This window comes from Pseudoalteromonas sp. MMG033 (genome assembly GCF_057197785.1).
Map to the genome: position 1 here is coordinate 4,879,974 of NZ_CM170070.1, position 18,282 is coordinate 4,898,255.

Genomic DNA, 18,282 nt, shown 5'->3' on the forward strand with positions numbered 1-18,282 from the left:
TTTTTAATTAAAGATTTTCTAAGAAATCATCATCAAAATCTTCTGGTTCTTCTTCCATTGGCGGATTGCCATCATGCAGTTCAAAAAGCTGCCTTTGAAAGTAGATATCCTTTAAAAACATGTACGGGTCTAACGCTTCGTTAAGTAGCTTTTCTTGCGACATCAATGATGCACGAGCTTCAACGGCTCGCAGTGCAAATACAATCAAAGTTTGTGGCGTCGTCAGTGCAATCTCTGGCAGCACGATATTATCAACGAGATCACCTGTGATATTTCTCACCGTTGATGGTCCCATGGCTGGCAACATTAAATATGCACCATCTCCTACGCCCCAAACACCGAGTGTCTGACCAAAGTCTTCGTCTTTGTGCTCAAGGCCCAGCTCTCTTGCAACATCAAAAAAGCCGAGAATACCCACGGTTGAGTTAATTAAAAAACGTGCAACATTAATCCCTGCATCTCCAGGCTTACCCTGTAATGCTGAGTTTATTGCATCCGTTGGCGCCGCAATATTGGTGGTAAAGTTAACAATACCACTGCGCACGGGTGCTGGCGTGATAGCCACATATCCCTTCGCTGCTGGACGCAAAATATAAGCGTCAAGCACATCCATATTAAAGTCATAGATGGGTCTATTCATTGATTGCAAGGGATCGCGAGGGTCTTCTTTTACCTCAGGGACCTGTGCGCAGCCTACAAGCATTAACGCAAGCGCTGCACCGACAAATTTTTTATACATTTAGCTTCCTGTGCTGGTTATAACACGACTTATAATGACATTAACCTGTTGGCGCATATCGTTATTTATCGTGATCACGTCGGAGGTGCCTTCAAGCTCACCCACTTGCGTCATCACCGAGTCATCAACAGAAATACGCGCCGTTATCACAACTTCATTAAAGTTCGATAACTTCAGATCTGGCAACATTGCCATACTATCATTCAAAGTGACAACTAAAGGCAAGTTAAAAACTGTAAGTTTTTGCACTGCAAGTGGCATTCTCGGTCCGTTTGCTGCTTTTGCGAACACAAACAAGGTTGCATTGTTTGGTAATTGACTCACTAACTTATCATCAATGCGCACCTGCACACTCAACTGAGGCCCAGCTCCTGAATGCACAGCCTCGGTTTCTCCGAGCTTTTCTGCGATCTCATCAATACGCTGTTTGATCATGGCGTAACGTGGATCATTAGGTTGTACAGTTGACAGTAAAACCTCAAATGCAGATTTCGCTTCAAGCCAATCCTCTCGCTCATACGCAATTAATGCCAACAAAGAAATTGCATCAATGTTTTGTGGCTCAGCCCTAAGTACACGAGATAACATTCGTGCAGCTCGATTAATACTTGGCTCGGAACCTTCAATTAATAGCGCTTGGCTGTAATTAACCAACACATTGTGATTATCAGGCTGCATGATCAATGCTTTATCAAACGCTTGCATCGCCATTTCATAATCGTTTAATGACATGGCGACACGTCCTAACAACATCCAAGCAACGGCATCATCACCACTGTTGGCTAGTTTAGTTCGCAACCCCAGTGCAAATGCTTGTAATTCGTTAGCCGATAAAGGCTCGCCGGTTTGCAGTACTGCCCTTTCACCATATTCAGGTAGCTTTTCCACCGCTTTTTGCCAATTGGCGATTTGCTGATGGCTACCTGTGAAATAGTAAAAAACACTGCTGACAACCACAGTAAACGCAATACCTGTAGCACCAAGCACGAGATTATTGCCACGCGTGTCCAGTGTTTGCTCTGGAGACAACTCATTTAACAGCCGTCTTTTTAACTCAATGACGGACTCTTCAAAGTCATTTTGACCGATGCGCTGATTTTCTAATTCGCTTTTTAATTCATCTAACCTTTGATGATATATTTCAATACGTTGTGCATTGGCATCATGATCAACTGACACCACTTTTTCTTTTCGAAGAAAAGGCATCACCACAAATAGGCAACTCAAGATTGCCAGCAACGCAAAAACACCCCACATTTGAGTCAACTCTATCATTGCTGGCGCTCCTTACGCTGATACTGTGCAATCAACTGTTCGAGTCTTTCATCATCTGCTGCGCTCCACTGCTGCTTTTTTGATGCTTTCTTTTGTCTAAACACGATAAAACCAAAACCTAACACAACGATAACCACTGGCAGCACCCACAAAATGATAGTCGCAGGCGTCACTGGCGGCTGGTAGTGCACAAAATACCCGTACCTATCAATCATGTAATCAATAACTTCTTGCTTAGAGTTCCCCTCTTGTACTAGAGCCACAACCTTATCACGTAAGTCTTTTGCAACAACCGCATCTGAGTCGGCAATATTTTGGTTCTGACACTTTGGACAGCGAAGTTCTAATGTCAGCTCTTTAAATGTTTGTGCTCGCTCAGCATTTTTAAATTCATACTTATCTTCAGCAGCATTGGCACCTGTGGCACTTAACAACAATATCATCACCAACAGCATCACATGTCTGATCTTCATGGTTGCAACTCCTCAAGGGCAGGTAAGAACTTATTTCGCCATACTCGCTGGTTAATATCTCCAGTGTGATGCAGCAAAATTGTACCTTCCTTATCAACCAAAAAAGTCTCAGGTGCACCCGATACCCCAAGATCCAGCGCAAGACTGCGCTCTAAGTCCAAAATATTAAACTGATAAGGGTTACCCGCTCGGCTTAACATGGTATCGACTTCTTCTCTGAGTGCGTTGATATCGAAATGGTCACCAAAATCTGGGTCATAGGCCTGCTCATAATACAAGCCCACTATTTTAACGCCCTGCTCACGCAACTTAGTTAAATACCCCAGCTCAGCAATACATGTAGGGCACCAAGTCCCCCACACATTCATCAAATATACTTCACCCAGTAACTCTTTTTCTGTCCAGCGCTTATTTTCATCCATTAAATCAGGCAAATTAAAGCTCGGCATAGTTTGCCCTAATCGACCGGTTTGTAACTCTCTAGGGTTACCAAACAAACCTTGATATAAAAATACGCACAGCAAAACAAAAATTAAGAACGGCAAAAAGCCCAGTATTTTTCGATTCATAATTAAACTTGAGCCTCTTTTTTCACACGACGACGATAGCGTTTATCTGCCAGCACGACGAAACCTGCCAAGGAAATCAAAATCCCGCCAAGCCACATCCAGCGAACGTACGGCTTATGATAAATCCGCAGTGACCAAGCTCCTTGGCTCATTTGCTCACCCAAAGCCAGATACAAATCACGGAAGAATCCATCATCGATGGCGGCCTCTGTCATAAATTGCATGCCAATATCGTATAACCGCTTTTCGGCATAAAGCTCTGTTACCAACTCATCGTTTTTAAGCACAGTTACGACCCCAGCATGGCCGCTGTAGTTTGGTCCTCGGATCTCTTTGACGCCATCAAAGCGATATTGGTACTCATTTAAGGTCGCAATATCTCCAGGCTTCATAGCAACCGCACGTTCTACCGAATAAGCAGAAGTCAAAGTCACACTGGCAATCACAAAAGCAAGTCCCACATGACCCAGTACCATGGCCCAGTAGCTCAAACCAAGTCGTTTGAAACCTTCTGAAATAGATGTCTGCAATGACACTTTTTGCAATAAATCAGCGATGGATGAAAACACAATCCAAACTGCCAGTGCCGTCGCCATAAAAGTCAGCGCAGAGACTTGCTCATAACTAGAGAACAACCATGCAGCCGTCGCCACAAGGCTAAGCGCAACATTGACCAACCATTTTTTTGCCAACGGAGACAGTTTGTTTTGCTTCCAGCGCAACATTGGGGCAATCCCTAACAACAATGCAAATGGTACGATTAAAATAGCAAACATCTGATTAAAGAAAGGTACCCCAATTGAAATTGAACCAAGGCCTAATTCTTTGTGGATCATCGGCAGTAAAGTCCCTAACAATACAATTAAGGTCGCAACCACTAAGAAAATATTATTGAGCCACAAGGCCACTTCTCGAGAAGCAAATCGATAACGACCTTCACTATGGACTTGAGAAACTCGAGCGGCATACAAGGCCAAACTGCCGCCCACAACCACAGCTAAGAAAGATAATATGTACAAGCCTCTATCAGGATCTGTGGCAAACGCATGTACAGAAACGATAATGCCGGAGCGAACAATGAAGGTGCCCAACAGACATAAACTGAACGCGGCAATAGCCAGCAATACGGTCCACGATTTAAATACCCCGCGTTTTTCAGTCACTGCCAACGAATGCAGCAAGGCTGTGGCAACTAACCAAGGCATCAACGAGGCGTTTTCAACGGGATCCCAGAACCACCAGCCTCCCCAGCCAAGTTCGGCATAAGCCCACCAACTGCCTATGGTGATCCCCAAAGTTAAAAATGCCCAAGCAACCATGGTCCATGGTCGAGACCATTTCGCCCAAGTATTATCTAGTTTGCCAGTTAATAATGCGGCAATGGCAAATGAAAATGACACAGACAAACCCACATAGCCCATATACAACAGTGGTGGATGTATGATCATACCAGGATCTTGTAACAACGGATTTAAATCACGTCCTTCAACAGGAAAGTAGGGTAACAGACGCTCAAATGGGCTCGACATCCACAAGGTATACAACATAAAACCAACACCAAGGAAACCCAGTACGCCAAGTACACGTGCTCTGAGCACCCAAGGCAGTGATTTTGACATTAATGCAACCAGTGCCGTCCAGCTAGATTGCATGACTAACCAGAGTAAAATCGCACCTTCATGTCCGCCCCACGTTGAGGTCACCTTGTAGTACCAAGGTAAGGTGCTACTTGAATGGTGTGCCACGTACGCAACGGTAAAATCATCCGTCAACGTGATATAAATAAGAATGCCAAAAGAAAACAATACAAATAAACATTGCCCGAGTGCTAAAGATGGGGCTGCACGCATCAACCTTAAGTTGCCCGTATATGCACCCCAAAGCGGGAAAATACAAAGAAGCAGGCTCAGTGCCATAGCTAAAACTAGCGCAAAATATCCTATTTCTGGGATCATACTAGTTCTCGCTATTTAAATTATATTTAGGTTTTTCGTGCTTGATCCCTTTTACTGCCTCTGCCACTTCAGAAGGCATATATTCTTCGTCGTGCTTTGCTAAAACTTCAAAAGCTTCTATCACATCAGGTTCAATCAAAGTCCCCTGAGCAACAATCCCCTGCCCTTCTCGAAACAAATCAGGCAAAATACCTTGATAGCGAATAGTCACAAGTGGCCCTGTATCTATGAGTTTAAATTCAACATCTAATGAGGTTTCATCACGCACCACTGAACCAGGCACAACCATACCGCCTATACGCAGCTTTTGGCCAATCGTTGGTTTCTCTAACTCAGGCCCTTTACCGTTCACTAACTCGCTCGGTGTGTAGAATAAGTTGATATTTTCTTGCAACGCATACAAAGTCAAACCAACCGCTGAACCAATACCGAAAATCACGGCAAGGACAGTAAACAAACGCTTTTTACGTCTTGGGTTCATACCTGTGCCTCCACTTCTTTGGCCTTTTTAATGCGTTCTTCTCTGGCCATTTGTGACTTTACTTGTTGCTTGAGTTGTTTACCTTCGTACAGCGAGCCGAATAACAAGCCCAATATGATGACCGCGCAGCTACCAAAAGAGAGCCATACATAAAATCCATAACCGCCCATGGCGATAAAGTCGCTAAATGATTCAAACTGCATAATCAACCTCGGCTAACTAATTGACGGACCCAAGGACGATGTTTTTCGACCTGTATAATTTCATTTTTAAGACGGATCAAAGTAAGCATACCGACCAGTGCTGCAAACCCTAAAATATTAATCAATAAGGGCCAAAGCATCGACGGATCAATTGCTGATGTATCAAATTTAGTGATAGCGCCTCCTTGATGAAGCGTATTCCACCACTCTACAGAAAAATGAATAATCGGTAGATTGACCACCCCTACAATCGCTAAAATACATGCTGCTTTACCGCCTGCTTTTTTATCTTCAAAAGCATGGAATAGCGAGAGCACACCAAGATACAAAAATAATAAGATGAGCTCTGAAGTAAGTCTTGCGTCCCACACCCACCAAGCGCCCCACATTGGCTTGCCCCATGCAGATCCGGTAATCAGCGCAATCGCAGTCATCGCCGCCCCTACTGGCGCAATTGCAATGACAGCCAACTCGGCATTTCGTAGCTGCCAAACCAATGCAATGATGGCAGCAATGGCCATAGAAGAGTATGCCCCCATCGACAAAATCGCCGAAGGCACATGAATAAAGATGATCCGGTAACTATCCTTTTGTTGGTAGTCTGCTGGGGCGTACGCAAGCCCCCACACCCATCCAACCACAATACATAGCACGGACACCACAACAAAGTACGGAAGCAAAGTATTACACAATTGGTAAGCACGCTCCGCTTTGGCATAAGGATGTAACCACTTCCACATTTTAACTTACACTCACTCTTAAAGCTGACGATATAGCAATTGGTGCGGCGACTAAAGCGACGGCTAACATCGCACCAAGGATTGCAAGCTGCCCACTATATGCTAAAGACATGATGCTAGTATCAATAGCGGACGTTGCAAAAATAAGTACTGGGATATATAGCGGTAAAACGAGTAAACTCATTAAAATACCGCCCTTTTGCAAGCCAACAGTCAGGCCTGCTCCAATGGCACCAATAAAGCTTAATAATGGGGTGCCAATTAGTAGTGTTAATATGGTTGCACTGAGCGCTTGCGACTCTAAGTTCATCAACATAGAAAACACGGGCGCCATGACCACCATGGGGAGTCCAGCCGTTGTCCAATGTGCCGCGACTTTCGCTAATACAGCCAGTGGCAATGGATAAGGGGAAGCAATCAGCTGCTCTAATGAGCCATCCATGTAATCATCACGAAAAATCTTATCTAACCCTAACATAGTTGATAAAAGCGCTGCGACCCAAATAATCCCCGGTGCCATTCTCGCTAATAAGCCAGGTTCAGGACCAATCGCTAGGGGAAATAAAGTAATGACAATCAAGAAAAACAGGAGCGGATTAACGATTTCAGCCCGTTGGCGAAAAGCCAGTGTGACATCTTTTTTATAAACGGAGCAAAATAGCGTCCAATATGAATTGCTTACTTGCATCAGTGGCGATACTCCAAAACCAAGGTTTGCAAAGAGCTAAACGAGTTGGTGAGATCTTGGTGAGTTGTTAACAAAATAGCGCCACCACTATCCAAATGCTGTTGAAATTGCGCCTGTAACATAGCAACACCTTTTTTATCTAAGGCAGTAAAGGGCTCATCTAAGATCCAAAGTTTGGCATCATTAAGCCACAAACGCACCAAAGCTACGCGGCGTTGCTGACCTGCGGATAAGGTTCTGACGGGGACATCTTCTAAGCCGACAAGACCTAGCTTGCCAAGGAGGTCATATATTTCCGTTTGTGCGCTTTTATAGCCGTGAACAGTGAGCCAATGCATGACATTTTCATAAGCTGTGAGCTGCTGATTAACACCTGTTTTATGTCCAATAAACAGCAAGGACTGAGCGAAGTCATCGTAGTCTTCATTAATATTTTTCTTATGAAACAGAACACTACCTTCATCTGGCTGAGAAAAACCGGCTATTATTCTCAGCAACGATGTTTTTCCTGCACCATTTGGGCCTTCTATTTGCATGATTTGACCAGATAACAATGAAAAGTTAAGTGATTCGAACAAACAACGGTCTTGTTTGATACAAGTTAAAGCCTTAATCTCTAGCAAAATTTGTTATTCTCACGACCCTAAATGTGGGCGTAAGTCTATCATAGTGATATTGTAATACGAATAATACCTTGTGACCGATTACCGAAAATTTGATTTAGAATAATGAATAAGCAAACAATTCCTGTACAACATCCGGCAAATGTGTCACCAACAACAATATCTTCACAAGGTAGCAACAATCAGCCGCAACTAGAAGCTGATAAGACGTTTTTGGCACGCAACATTGTCATTAAGCCCGACTCGATTCAAATGGAAGTTGCGCTAGAAGGCCGTTGGCAACCGGTACGCTTAAGTAGCGAAGCAAACATAGAGCAGGTTTTGAAATTACCGGAAGCACAATTAAAATTAGATACCACTGGCACTGTGCTTACCCTTGTGACACCTGAAGCGAAATTATCGTTAAAATCAGCACAATCACTGCTCAGTTTACTTGGCGTTTTAAAAGGATTTGGCGATCACAGTGCCATTCAAACCGACGCACAAATAAAACAAACACCTCATTCACAACTCGCTTTACCTAAACTTGGGGTAAACGTGCCAATACCGCCCAGCATAGGCAACTTATTGCAGCAAGAATCTAAATTGGTAGCCAGCCTAAGCGCCCAAAGTGATAAAGTCTTGATGCAAGTATTTAATATGTTTGGCGACAAACTGCATCAAATGCCGGTTGCCAAAAAGGCCATTGCAAAATTAGTCAGTCAGCTCAGTCAACAAACATCTAACTATTTACAGCTGACGCAAAATAAAGGCACGCTAAAGCTGGGGCGACATCAGCATGACATTACGCAAATTCAAACACCAACACCTACTGAATTAAAGCAATTACAAAAGCAGGTATGGCATGGTGCTAAGCTGAGCACTGCACCGAATGGGATTGAAGTCGCAATCGCGACTAAGTCAACTAAAATCAAACTGGCTACATCACTTAAAAGTATTTTACCCAAGCTAGATACTCAAGCATTTCAAACTCAGTTAAAGGAGGCGACTCAGTCATACAAAGAGCAAACTTTAAAATATGACAAACCGCTTTTTAACGTCTCCTTGGCTGATATAAAGCAAACCGTAAAACAGGCCTTGCAAGCCATTACACAAACACCATTTTTTAATCGCGCTGCACAGCAAGATGCAAATAGAGCTAATCAGCACCCAGTCCAGCAAATTCCATCTATTACAGCTACAGCCAAAAACTATTTACACCAGCCACTTTATACATCAGCAGCACTGCGCCCTGCCAGCGTAGCGTTAATGGCACTCTCAGAAGGTATTAAACAAAATTTCTCTGGGCTGGACTCACAAAATCAATCCGCTATGAGCAAACAAGGGCTTGTTAGTGCAAAAAACCAAACCCTACAACCCCCTTTTGATGACGCAAACGCGACAGAGCAGCAAAAAGCTAAAAGTATTACCTCTGATAACAGCAGGCCAAATAACTTTGCTCTTCAAGGTGACAATAAGCAATCAGCGAGCACGCCAAAAACACAAGCAACGCCGCCTGTAAATGCATTGCAAAGTGCGCAAAGCAGCGCTGAAAAAGTACCATTTGAGATGCGTTTGCAACTGATCCAACAAGTCCTATCTGCAGCATTACCAAAAAATAACAGGCCAATTACGGCAGAACAACTCAGCATGACGCACACAAAACTCGCGACACAAATACAATTAACTGATGTGATCCCGCTGCGAGGCGCCCAAAAATCACAAAATGCAGTACCTGCATCACTGCCACTGGCACATATACTTAGCAAACCTTTGCGAGAAGCCGCATTAACAGAAACGCAAACACCAAACCTCAAAGATCCCGCATTGTTGAGCGAGAAAATCTCTGAAAAGATGACCTTTAAAAGCGGCCAGTCGGTGGATCTCACTCGGCTTGTTCACCAGGCGTTTTCACGCTTAATGGACGAAAGAAAAGCAACACCAGACATGGTTAGCCAAGATTTGTTCAGTCGTTTACCTAGTATCGCAACGCCGCTGAACACCAGTGTGCCTATGACGAGCTTTACTCAAGCATTAGATAAATTGCTTGTAACACTGCTAGGCACACAACTCAGTACTCAAAATGAGGCTCAACTGCCAAAAAATGTGTCACAAGAACAACGTATCGCAAGCATGGTAGAAACCTTATTTCCCGGAAATAAATTACAACAACCCAAGCAGTTTATTCAGGCTGTGAATTTATCAGCACAGCAAAATCTGGTTGAGGAACTCGGCTTTATCCAAAATGCCATGTCACCAACCAACCAAACGCAAGCACTTGGTCAAAAGTTTGACAATGAGAGTCAGCTGCTCATCAACTTATTCTTGCCGATGAAAACCCCACCAGAGTGCCGACAAAGTGAATTGCAAATAGGCAACTACAAAAAACCGGCAAAAGCGGGGTTGCCAGAAAAGCAAATATGGTTTGTCAGGCTAAACTTTGACTATGAAGCACTGGGACAGCTAAGTGTTCAAGCTGAGCTTATGGACAAAGCCGTAGATTGCGAAATTGTTGGTGACAGCCCCAGCGTATGTCAGCTTGCCGAACCACATCTGGACGCCTTGAGAAGCAAGCTTGCAGCCCATGGCCTGCAAGTGGGTAATATCGCACTGCGTGAAGATGCCGTGCAAGTCAAACAGTTCTACGATAAGCACGCTATCGTCAACATAAAGGTATAAATATGGAACAAAAAACAGCAGTTGGGCTTTTATACGAAGCGGGTAAATCACCGGAAGTTGTCTGTAAAGGATTTGGAGAACTCGCTGAAGAGATCATCGCTTTGGCCAAAGAAAAAGACATCATGATCCACGAAGATCCTGCACTGGTGAAAACGCTCGGGCAACTAGACTTACATGAAGAGATCCCTGAAGAGCTCTATTATGTCATCGCTGAGTTAATTGCCTTTTCTTATGTGCTACGCGGTAAATTTCCACCAGGTTGGGAAAATTTTCAGGGCAAGCTAAATATAAAAGCCTGACAATCAGAAATATTAATAATGATATTAATGCCTTGTGACACATGGTGCGCACCAATATTTTGTACGCCACTTCAAATCATAAAGTAAGCATTTAAACTGCAAACATGAATGAATGTGCTTTTTTCCTTATTCTCATTGCAAGCAAAATAGTTGGCTAATATAAAAAAGATGACTTGATGATTTCAATCTCGTTTATTTATATTCTGCTTGCATAGATACTTTATTAGAGCAGGTTATAACTCGCCCAAGCCACCGCTCTAGAATAAAAGTCAGGTAATGCATGCTGTTGCAGAGAGTTGATTAACCGCCTACTCCATATACCATCTAAATTCCCATTTGTTAGATAAATATATGTCATATAGTCGTCTTTATTTTCTTGATATAAGACAGACACTCTTACCAATGTGCCGCCATCATGTCCTGCCGTCGACCAACGCCCCACTTCGTCGGTATTCCACCCCAAGGTAAAGTAATTTGTAATACCGTTTTTAAGCTTCTGCGGCCGCCAAAAATCAACTAACAGGGTTTTATTGATCAATTTGCCTTCCATCAAGCTACTCAAGAAAAGATTTAAATCGTATGCCGTCGAATAAGCGCCTGTATGGACACTACTATAGCGAGGAAAAACATAGTCATTGGGTTTTAAACTATCCCCTCCATTTGACAGGTATGAACGCACAACCCCTTTAGTGAGGTCATCAACATGAAAAGCGGTGTTAGACATTTTTAAGGGGCTAAATATACGTGTGTTAACTAATGATTCATAAGATTGCCCAGTCACAGACTCTAACAGCGCTTTGAGTAGCATATAGTTTGTTTGCGTATACTGAATTTGAGTATTTAATTCAAAGATAGGCTGCTGGGCCCCGAGCTTTTCTATCACCCCATCTTGGTTACTTGGCGCCACGACTTCTTGGTTAGACACTACAAAGTACTCAGGCAGCCCTGATGTATGATTCAATAAAGCGTTGATAGGTATGTGTTGCCAATGACTTGGTAACTTAACATACTCGCCTATACTATCACTTAATTTAATTTGCTCTTTTTCTACAAGTTGATACACAAGCACATTGGCGAACAGTTTACTTACAGAAAAAATTGGAAAGATGCTGTGCTCGTTTAACTTTATATCCTCTTTTTGCTGAGAGGTATCTAATGCATAGTTAAACTTTATATTACCATTGTTACTAATTAATACAGCTTGGGACGGTATACCATGATGTGACGCATTATTATGAACCTGCTGGATCAACTTATCTTGCAAAGATAAATCAGTTTGCGCACAGCCCACAAGCATCAAAAAAATAATAAAACAAATTAATCGATAAACCATTCACTTTCCTTGGTGAAACTCAATTACTACTATTCACTCATTGTATACTATCTAATTATTGTCTAGTAATCGAGCGTGTTTAGGCTAATGTTTTCATAATTCTAATGTCATGAACAGTATTTTATATATGTAATAAAAAAGGTGCCATTTGGCACCTTTATTGGGATTTGTTATGTAGAGACATAAGCAACTCGGCTTCTGCTCTGGGGAGCTCACACTCTCTCATTATTTCTTCTAAATCCGCGCCAAGTTCGACCATCTTGACTGCTCGAGAGTATATTTTTGCATCTGGGTCGTCATACTTTTGGGCTGCTTGTTGCTGTGCTAAATCTTTTGCAAAAGTTTCACACTCAACAAGCCGCTTTCCAATACTCAACACACTTGCTCTTACTTCTGCGATTTCACTTCTTAAAATACTAATTTGTTCAGCATCATTATGTGATTGCTTATGTAACCTCGCAGCATTGTTTTGGGCTTGTTGTAAGCGTTTGCTAAATAAAAACAACAACCCTAAACAAGTTAAGCTGACAACGCATGATACGACCACAAGTACAATGAGTACGTCATCTAAATTTACTGCCGCCACAAGTTATAAATGACTCAGCTCATCCCACTCATCATCACTGAGTAGTTTGTTCAAATCAACCAAGATGAGTAGCTCACCTTCGCGATTAGATACGCCTTGGATGAACTTGGCGCTTTCTTCAGTGCCAATGTTTGGCGCACTGTCAATCTCAGAGCTACGCAAGTAAACAACTTCTGCAACGCTATCGACCAAAATACCAATCACTTGTTTTTCAGCTTCGATTATCACGATACGCGAGTTATCAGTCACTTCTGCACTCATCAGTCCAAAACGTGCTCGCGTATCTATTACTGTGACAACGTTACCACGCAAGTTGATGATACCTAGTACATAACTTGGTGCACCTGGTACAGGTGCAATTTCAGTGTAACGAAGTACTTCTTGTACCTGCATTACATTGATACCGTATGTTTCTTCCTCTAGCTTATATGTCACCCACTGTAGGACTTCATCATTACTATCGGCATTTTTATCTGCAGAAAGTATTCTTTCTTGGCTCATGATTAAACTCCAGATTGATGCTAGTTACTGCTCTCGGCTATCGAGGCCTTGTTCTAGCAACCTATTTAAATTCTCTACGTCAATAAGCGCACACATTTTTTCTTTAATAACGCCCGCAAGCCATGGACGTTTACCACATGCTGTTCGCCATTTTACATCATCAGCAGTGAGTGTAATATTATTGACTAACTTTTCTGCTAGCAGCCCCCACTGGCTATCTCCTAACATTATCAAATATTGATAATTAAGCTTAGACTCCAATTCAGGGGTAAACTTTTCAGGCATAACCCACCTGGCAGTATCGACAACGTTCAGCTTCTCTTCACGGTTTAGCATCACACCTTTGAACCACTTAGGTTTTCCAAATAACTGATTGACCTCAGTAAGCTGATGAATGCCACCCAGCGCTTGTAAAGGAACGGCCAACGTCAGTCCAGCGACTTCAAAAAATAAAGCCTGAAACTCCCCTTCAATAAAAGCTTCTTTCGCAGCACTCTTAGCAGGTGCTTGTTCTTTGATAATAGTTGTATTTTCAGTTATCTCAAGCTCTTGAGTTGGCTTCACTGGAGTTTCTTGCAGAACCTTCTCTACAATCTTCTCCTGTGGCTGAACTTTTACATCAACATCTGCTTTTAATGCGTCTTTATTCTCGATTTGTTCGAGTAGTTGCTTTTGTGCGTCAGGCACAGATTCAAGCAGCCTTGCAACTGGCGCAAGTGCAACATCTTGGTCTTCCTCTTCTTGCAATAAGGCACCTAGATATTGTTTCATCACTTGTTCATTTGCAAACAGGTGCTTACTCATTCTTACCTCTTTCTAATTCACCAATATGCTCAAGCAAGGCTCGATATGCATATACGCCTCTTGATTTGGGGCAGAATTGTACCGGAACCTTCTGTGCCAAGCTAGCATCTCTGAATTTAGTATCAACAGGTATAACACCCGGCCACACTTTATCCTGATAAGATTCTACTAGCGATTTATACGCTTCTAAAGATGCTTTCGTGCGCTTATCGTACATTGTAGGGACTATAGTATATTGATATTGCTTAGAATGCGAACTTTGCATTAATGTCATTGTCCGCATCATTCTATCAAGACCCTTCAGTGCCAGAAACTCTGTCTGTACTGGAATTAAAATACGCTCGCTAGCTGCCAGCGCATTGACCATCAACACACCAAGTACAGGGGGACAATCTAAAATTGCGTAGTCATAATAGTCGCTAATTTTAGCTAGCGCTTTTTTTAATATAAGGCCCATGCCCGAGCGATTCCCCATGCTTCGATCAAGCGTTGCAATCGCCATTGTCGCAGGTAGGATATCTAAGTTTTCAACGGTTGAAGGGCACAAAGCCTGTAATATCTCTTCGCTTTGCATGTTGGAACCGCGGATAAAAATATCATAAACACTCACCTCTAGATCTTCAGAATCTATACCAAAGTAATATGTTAGTGATGCATGCGGGTCAGTATCGATTAATAATACCTTTTTACCTTCGGCGGCAAGAATGCCGCCCAAGCTCACCGCAGTAGTTGTTTTACCCACACCACCTTTTTGATTCGCTACCGTCCAAATTTTCACTTTATTATTTTATTCCTTTGTGACTATCATGACAAAGCTGCAACTATCAAGTTGGTATCTCTTAAGCAATCCCCAGCTCTTTATTGATCCGCAGCGCAACATCTTGCAAAGCTAAACTCTCTGATGACAGCCCAGCTGCAGCGACTGCTTGAGGCATGCCATATACAACACAAGTTTTTTCATCTTGAGCCCAGATTGTCGCGCCAACTTGCTTCAGCATACGCGCACCATCTCTCCCATCAGCACCCATACCTGTTAACACGATTGCCAGTACATCTCCTGAATAGGCTTTCGCCGTACTTGCAAATGTAACATCAACACATGGTTTATAAGTGATCCTAGGGCTATCGTCTTCGAATACCTTCAGCGTTTTACTGCCGCCTCTGGACTCAACCATCATTTGCTTGCCACCCGGCGCCAAATAAGCGACGCCCGGCATCAATTTATCGCCCTGCTCGGCTTCTTTAACCTTAATTTTACACAGACTATTTAATCGCTGTGCAAATGCAGGAGTAAATGCTGCAGGCATGTGTTGGATTAGCAAAATAGGGTGAGGGAAATTAGCGGGTAGTTGCGTCAAAATGGTTTGAAGAGCAACAGGTCCACCTGTAGACGTGCCGATTGCAACAACTTTATATGATTTTCCTGACGCTTTAAAACTACGCTGAGGCGCAGTTTCTGTCGGTGCTTTTTGAAAGCTCCGGTCTGGCTGCGCAATCGTAGAGGCTGTGCTGCTTCTCAAATTCGAAACAGGCTTAGACGACGGGCTACTTGTAGACGTTGTAGGCTTAGTATTCGTCATAGGACGAGTGAAACGGCTTACACGCTTTCTACCAATTTCTTTAACTTTTGTTTGTAATGCTCGAGTAGCTTCTTCGCTGTTGCGGGCAATATCCTCAAACTTTTTCGGCAAAAAGTCTACGGCCCCTGCATCTAGCGCATCTAAGGTTGCGCTGGCCCCCTCGCGGGTTAACGACGAAAACATCAAGATTGGTGTTGGGTTGCTCTGCATTATTTTTTTGACAGCGCTAATGCCATCTAATACTGGCATTTCAACGTCCATAGTTATCACATCAGGTCGCAACTTACTTGCTTTTTCAACAGCTTCTTGACCATTAACTGCAAAGTCAATGACCTCAATTCCTGCATCTTTTTCTAGTATTTCACTTACACGACGACGGAAAAAACTTGAGTCATCAACAACTAATACTTTTACTGCCATTGGCATCGCTCTTTTTTATGTTACAGATCCGAAAAGTGGTGCCTTTGGCACCACTAAATTCGGTGACAACAAACAACATTGAATGTTATTTGCCTGCGTAATGCTTCAACATACTTGGTACATCTAGGATCAAGGCTATACCACCATCTGAAGTAATAGTTGCACCAGCCATGCCTGGCGTACCTTGTAGTAAGGAATCGAGAGGTTTAATCACCACTTCTTCTTGACCAATCAATGAGTCAACTACAAAACCCACTTGTTGAGTACCTATTTGTACTATAACGACATGTCCTTCGGCTTTTTTCTGATTAATGTCCGTACCTTTCACTAACCAATGTTCAAGATAAAACAGTGGTATCGCTTTCTCACGCACAATAATCGTAAGCTGGCCATCAACTACATTTGTCTTCGTCAAATCAAGATGGAAGATTTCACTAACACCTGCAAGTGGTAATGCAAATGTTTGCTGACCGACCATCACCATTAAGGTTGGTAGAATGGCTAGTGTCAGCGGCACCTTAATTTCTAGGATAGTACCTACACCCAACTCAGATTGGATGTTAACTTGACCATTCAGCTGCGTGATCTTCGTTTTAACTACATCCATACCAACACCTCGGCCTGAGATGTCAGAAATTTCTTCTTTCGTTGAGAAGCCCGGCGCAAAAATTAGATTGTAGGCTTCCGTATCAGATAACCTGCTTGCCTGATCTGAATCGATAACACCTTTACTTATTGCTATTTTTTTAAGTTTTTCAGGGTCCATACCCGCACCATCATCTCTGATGGTCAATAGAATATGGTCGCCTTCTTGCGAAGCAGATAATGTAACTGTACCTGTACGAGATTTACCGCCCGCTTCACGGACGTCTGGCATCTCAATACCGTGGTCTACAGAGTTTCGAACCAAGTGCACTAATGGATCGGCGAGTGCCTCGACTAAGTTTTTGTCTAGATCTGTATCTTCACCTTCAAGGATCAGATTGATGTCTTTTTTAAGGCTTCGCGCTAAGTCTCTTACAACTCTTGGGAATCTGCCAAATACCTTTTTGATAGGCTGCATTCGGGTTTTCATGACCGCGCCTTGCAAATCTGCGGTCACCACATCTAGATTTGATATGGCTTTACCCATTGCCTCGCTGTTACTGTTATTTGCAAGGCTGACCAGGCGGTTACGCACTAATACAAGTTCCCCAACCATATTCATTATTTGGTCTAGTCGTTTTGTATCAACACGAACCGTTGTTTCTGCCTGTGCAGCAGGTTTTTTCTGGGCACCGCCTTTTGGCTCTGCTTTTGCAGGCGCAGCTTTAGGTGCTGGCTTTGCTGCAGGTTTAGGCGTATCAGCTTTTGGCGCCGGTTTTGGTTTTGCTACAGGAGGCGTTGGAGCTTCTGTTTTGGGTGCCTGCACTGGTGCAGCGTCAGGTGCTCCAGATGGCTCTTCTAAGTTTTTTGGCGCTTGACCTCTACCGTGGAGCTCATCAAGCAAAGCCTCAAATTCATCATCATTAATTTCTTCATCACCACCACTGGACGCACTCTGAGAAGCCGCTGGAGGTGGGGTTGATGATGTTGGCGTCTTGGGTGCTTGTTCGCTAGGTGCAGGTGTAGTATCGTTTTGAGCACCGAACTTACCCACACCATGTAATTCATCCAACAAACTATCGAATTCGTCGTCTGTAATATCACCATCATTTACATTGGCAGGTGGAGACGACGGAGTAGCGGATGGTGTTTGCGGTTCTTCAGCTGCGGGCCCATTACCTGAACCATGCAGTTCATCCAATAGACTTTCAAATTCTTCTTCCGTGATTTCATCAATGCTGTCAGACGAAGCCGGTTCACCTGAATCCGTGTCACCAATATCAAACAAGACGTCATCTTCAGGCTCGCTAGCAGGCTCTGGTTCTGGCGCAGGCTCTGGGGGAGCAGATGGTGCAACGATTTCTTCGTCAGCAGACTCTGGCTGACTGAGCTTATGCAAGACATCTAGTAATTCTTGGTCTGCCGGTTCTGGCTGCTCGCGATTTTGAATGCACGCGAACATATCATTTATCGTATCGAGCGACTGCAAGATCACATCCATCAATTCAGGATTGACCGATCGTTGTCCTTGCCTTAATACATCGAAAACATTTTCAGCACCATGACAAGCATCAACGAGCTCATTCATGCCTAAGAAACCAGCCCCACCTTTTACAGTGTGAAACCCTCTGAAAATTGCATTCAGCAAATCTTTGTCATCTGGGTTATTTTCTAATTCAACAAGTTGCTCAGATAACAGTTCGAGTATTTCTCCAGCTTCAACAAGAAAGTCTTGTAAGATATCTTCATCGACTTCAAAGCTCATTATTA

The 18,282-nt window shown here is 43.2% G+C and carries 19 protein-coding genes; 2 read left to right on the plus strand and 17 right to left on the minus strand.

What is annotated here, in order from left to right:
* Window positions 1-7 precede the first annotated feature (7 nt).
* Genes AC2CZC_RS21130 through ccmA form a run of 10 tightly spaced genes read right to left on the minus strand, consistent with a single transcriptional unit; the run spans window position 8 to window position 7,746 of the window.
* On the minus strand, window positions 8-739 hold the full coding sequence (locus AC2CZC_RS21130) for an MlaA family lipoprotein (RefSeq protein ID WP_484583308.1): 732 nt from the start codon (window positions 737-739) through the stop codon (window positions 8-10).
* Window positions 740-2,014: a c-type cytochrome biogenesis protein CcmI gene (gene ccmI, locus AC2CZC_RS21135; RefSeq protein WP_484583309.1), complete on the minus strand. Its 1,275-nt coding sequence runs from the start codon at window positions 2,012-2,014 to the stop codon at window positions 740-742.
* Window positions 2,011-2,487: a cytochrome c-type biogenesis protein gene (locus AC2CZC_RS21140; RefSeq protein ID WP_484583310.1), complete on the minus strand. Its 477-nt coding sequence runs from the start codon at window positions 2,485-2,487 to the stop codon at window positions 2,011-2,013. The genes ccmI and AC2CZC_RS21140 overlap by 4 nt, the downstream gene beginning before the upstream one ends.
* Entirely contained in the window at window positions 2,484-3,056 is a 573-nt protein-coding gene (locus AC2CZC_RS21145; RefSeq protein ID WP_063362911.1) for a DsbE family thiol:disulfide interchange protein, read from the minus strand. Before AC2CZC_RS21145 ends, AC2CZC_RS21140 begins: the two co-directional genes overlap by 4 nt.
* A 2-nt stretch (window positions 3,057-3,058) precedes the next feature.
* Complete coding sequence (locus AC2CZC_RS21150; RefSeq protein ID WP_484583311.1) at window positions 3,059-5,011, minus strand: heme lyase CcmF/NrfE family subunit; 1,953 nt, start codon at window positions 5,009-5,011, stop codon at window positions 3,059-3,061.
* A 1-nt stretch (window position 5,012) separates the two neighbouring features.
* Window positions 5,013-5,492, minus strand: coding sequence for a cytochrome c maturation protein CcmE (gene ccmE / locus AC2CZC_RS21155; RefSeq protein WP_063362909.1), 480 nt, complete (start codon window positions 5,490-5,492; stop codon window positions 5,013-5,015).
* Window positions 5,489-5,695 carry a heme exporter protein CcmD gene (ccmD, locus tag AC2CZC_RS21160; protein ID WP_484583312.1) on the minus strand — a complete coding sequence of 69 codons (207 nt, stop codon included), beginning with the start codon at window positions 5,693-5,695 and terminating at the stop codon, window positions 5,489-5,491. The genes ccmE and ccmD overlap by 4 nt, the downstream gene beginning before the upstream one ends.
* 2 nt (window positions 5,696-5,697) lie before the next feature.
* The gene (locus tag AC2CZC_RS21165) at window positions 5,698-6,435 is read right to left on the minus strand and encodes a heme ABC transporter permease (protein WP_063362907.1); all 738 of its coding nucleotides are present in this window, start codon (window positions 6,433-6,435) and stop codon (window positions 5,698-5,700) included.
* Window position 6,436: 1 nt separating this feature from the next.
* The gene (ccmB, locus tag AC2CZC_RS21170; RefSeq protein WP_484583313.1) at window positions 6,437-7,123 is read right to left on the minus strand and encodes a heme exporter protein CcmB; all 687 of its coding nucleotides are present in this window, start codon (window positions 7,121-7,123) and stop codon (window positions 6,437-6,439) included.
* Entirely contained in the window at window positions 7,123-7,746 is a 624-nt protein-coding gene (gene ccmA / locus AC2CZC_RS21175; RefSeq protein WP_081216527.1) for a cytochrome c biogenesis heme-transporting ATPase CcmA, read from the minus strand. The genes ccmB and ccmA overlap by 1 nt, the downstream gene beginning before the upstream one ends.
* Window positions 7,747-7,851: 105 nt before the next feature.
* On the opposite strand from ccmA, the gene fliK reads away from it, so the two are divergent.
* Window positions 7,852-10,404, plus strand: a complete 2,553-nt coding sequence (gene fliK, locus AC2CZC_RS21180) for a flagellar hook-length control protein FliK (RefSeq protein WP_484583314.1) — start codon at window positions 7,852-7,854, stop codon at window positions 10,402-10,404.
* A gap of 2 nt (window positions 10,405-10,406) precedes the next feature.
* Window positions 10,407-10,703: an EscU/YscU/HrcU family type III secretion system export apparatus switch protein gene (locus AC2CZC_RS21185; protein ID WP_484583315.1), complete on the plus strand. Its 297-nt coding sequence runs from the start codon at window positions 10,407-10,409 to the stop codon at window positions 10,701-10,703.
* Window positions 10,704-10,926: 223 nt separating this feature from the next.
* Here AC2CZC_RS21185 and AC2CZC_RS21190 read toward each other — a convergent pair whose 3' ends face one another.
* From AC2CZC_RS21190 to AC2CZC_RS21220, 7 genes are all read right to left on the minus strand, one after another.
* Entirely contained in the window at window positions 10,927-12,036 is a 1,110-nt protein-coding gene (locus AC2CZC_RS21190; protein ID WP_484583316.1) for a serine hydrolase domain-containing protein, read from the minus strand.
* 157 nt (window positions 12,037-12,193) lie between these two features.
* Complete coding sequence (locus AC2CZC_RS21195) at window positions 12,194-12,622, minus strand: DUF2802 domain-containing protein (RefSeq protein ID WP_484583317.1); 429 nt, start codon at window positions 12,620-12,622, stop codon at window positions 12,194-12,196.
* A 3-nt stretch (window positions 12,623-12,625) separates the two neighbouring features.
* The gene (locus tag AC2CZC_RS21200; protein ID WP_023401824.1) at window positions 12,626-13,123 is read right to left on the minus strand and encodes a chemotaxis protein CheW; all 498 of its coding nucleotides are present in this window, start codon (window positions 13,121-13,123) and stop codon (window positions 12,626-12,628) included.
* 24 nt (window positions 13,124-13,147) lie between these two features.
* Entirely contained in the window at window positions 13,148-13,927 is a 780-nt protein-coding gene (locus AC2CZC_RS21205; RefSeq protein ID WP_484583318.1) for a chemotaxis protein CheW, read from the minus strand.
* Window positions 13,920-14,705 (minus strand): ParA family protein, encoded by a 786-nt coding sequence (locus tag AC2CZC_RS21210; protein WP_237137267.1) that lies wholly within the window; start codon window positions 14,703-14,705, stop codon window positions 13,920-13,922. Before AC2CZC_RS21210 ends, AC2CZC_RS21205 begins: the two co-directional genes overlap by 8 nt.
* A gap of 61 nt (window positions 14,706-14,766) precedes the next feature.
* Entirely contained in the window at window positions 14,767-15,927 is a 1,161-nt protein-coding gene (locus AC2CZC_RS21215; protein ID WP_484583319.1) for a protein-glutamate methylesterase/protein-glutamine glutaminase, read from the minus strand.
* A gap of 85 nt (window positions 15,928-16,012) precedes the next feature.
* Complete coding sequence (locus tag AC2CZC_RS21220; RefSeq protein WP_484583320.1) at window positions 16,013-18,277, minus strand: chemotaxis protein CheA; 2,265 nt, start codon at window positions 18,275-18,277, stop codon at window positions 16,013-16,015.
* Window positions 18,278-18,282: the final 5 nt, after the last annotated feature.

Coding starts and splice junctions, on each gene's coding strand:
- AC2CZC_RS21145 (WP_063362911.1), bottom strand. CDS start 3,056: ATGAATCGAAAAATACTGGGCTTTTTGCCGTTCTTAATTTTTGTTTTG.
- ccmB (WP_484583313.1), bottom strand. CDS start 7,123: ATGCAAGTAAGCAATTCATATTGGACGCTATTTTGCTCCGTTTATAAA.
- AC2CZC_RS21215 (WP_484583319.1), bottom strand. CDS start 15,927: ATGGCAGTAAAAGTATTAGTTGTTGATGACTCAAGTTTTTTCCGTCGT.
- AC2CZC_RS21205 (WP_484583318.1), bottom strand. CDS start 13,927: ATGAGTAAGCACCTGTTTGCAAATGAACAAGTGATGAAACAATATCTA.
- AC2CZC_RS21165 (WP_063362907.1), bottom strand. CDS start 6,435: ATGTGGAAGTGGTTACATCCTTATGCCAAAGCGGAGCGTGCTTACCAA.
- AC2CZC_RS21200 (WP_023401824.1), bottom strand. CDS start 13,123: ATGAGCCAAGAAAGAATACTTTCTGCAGATAAAAATGCCGATAGTAAT.
- fliK (WP_484583314.1), top strand. CDS start 7,852: ATGAATAAGCAAACAATTCCTGTACAACATCCGGCAAATGTGTCACCA.
- ccmI (WP_484583309.1), bottom strand. CDS start 2,014: ATGATAGAGTTGACTCAAATGTGGGGTGTTTTTGCGTTGCTGGCAATC.
- AC2CZC_RS21150 (WP_484583311.1), bottom strand. CDS start 5,011: ATGATCCCAGAAATAGGATATTTTGCGCTAGTTTTAGCTATGGCACTG.
- ccmE (WP_063362909.1), bottom strand. CDS start 5,492: ATGAACCCAAGACGTAAAAAGCGTTTGTTTACTGTCCTTGCCGTGATT.
- ccmD (WP_484583312.1), bottom strand. CDS start 5,695: ATGCAGTTTGAATCATTTAGCGACTTTATCGCCATGGGCGGTTATGGA.
- AC2CZC_RS21220 (WP_484583320.1), bottom strand. CDS start 18,277: ATGAGCTTTGAAGTCGATGAAGATATCTTACAAGACTTTCTTGTTGAA.
- AC2CZC_RS21130 (WP_484583308.1), bottom strand. CDS start 739: ATGTATAAAAAATTTGTCGGTGCAGCGCTTGCGTTAATGCTTGTAGGC.
- AC2CZC_RS21185 (WP_484583315.1), top strand. CDS start 10,407: ATGGAACAAAAAACAGCAGTTGGGCTTTTATACGAAGCGGGTAAATCA.
- AC2CZC_RS21190 (WP_484583316.1), bottom strand. CDS start 12,036: ATGGTTTATCGATTAATTTGTTTTATTATTTTTTTGATGCTTGTGGGC.
- AC2CZC_RS21140 (WP_484583310.1), bottom strand. CDS start 2,487: ATGAAGATCAGACATGTGATGCTGTTGGTGATGATATTGTTGTTAAGT.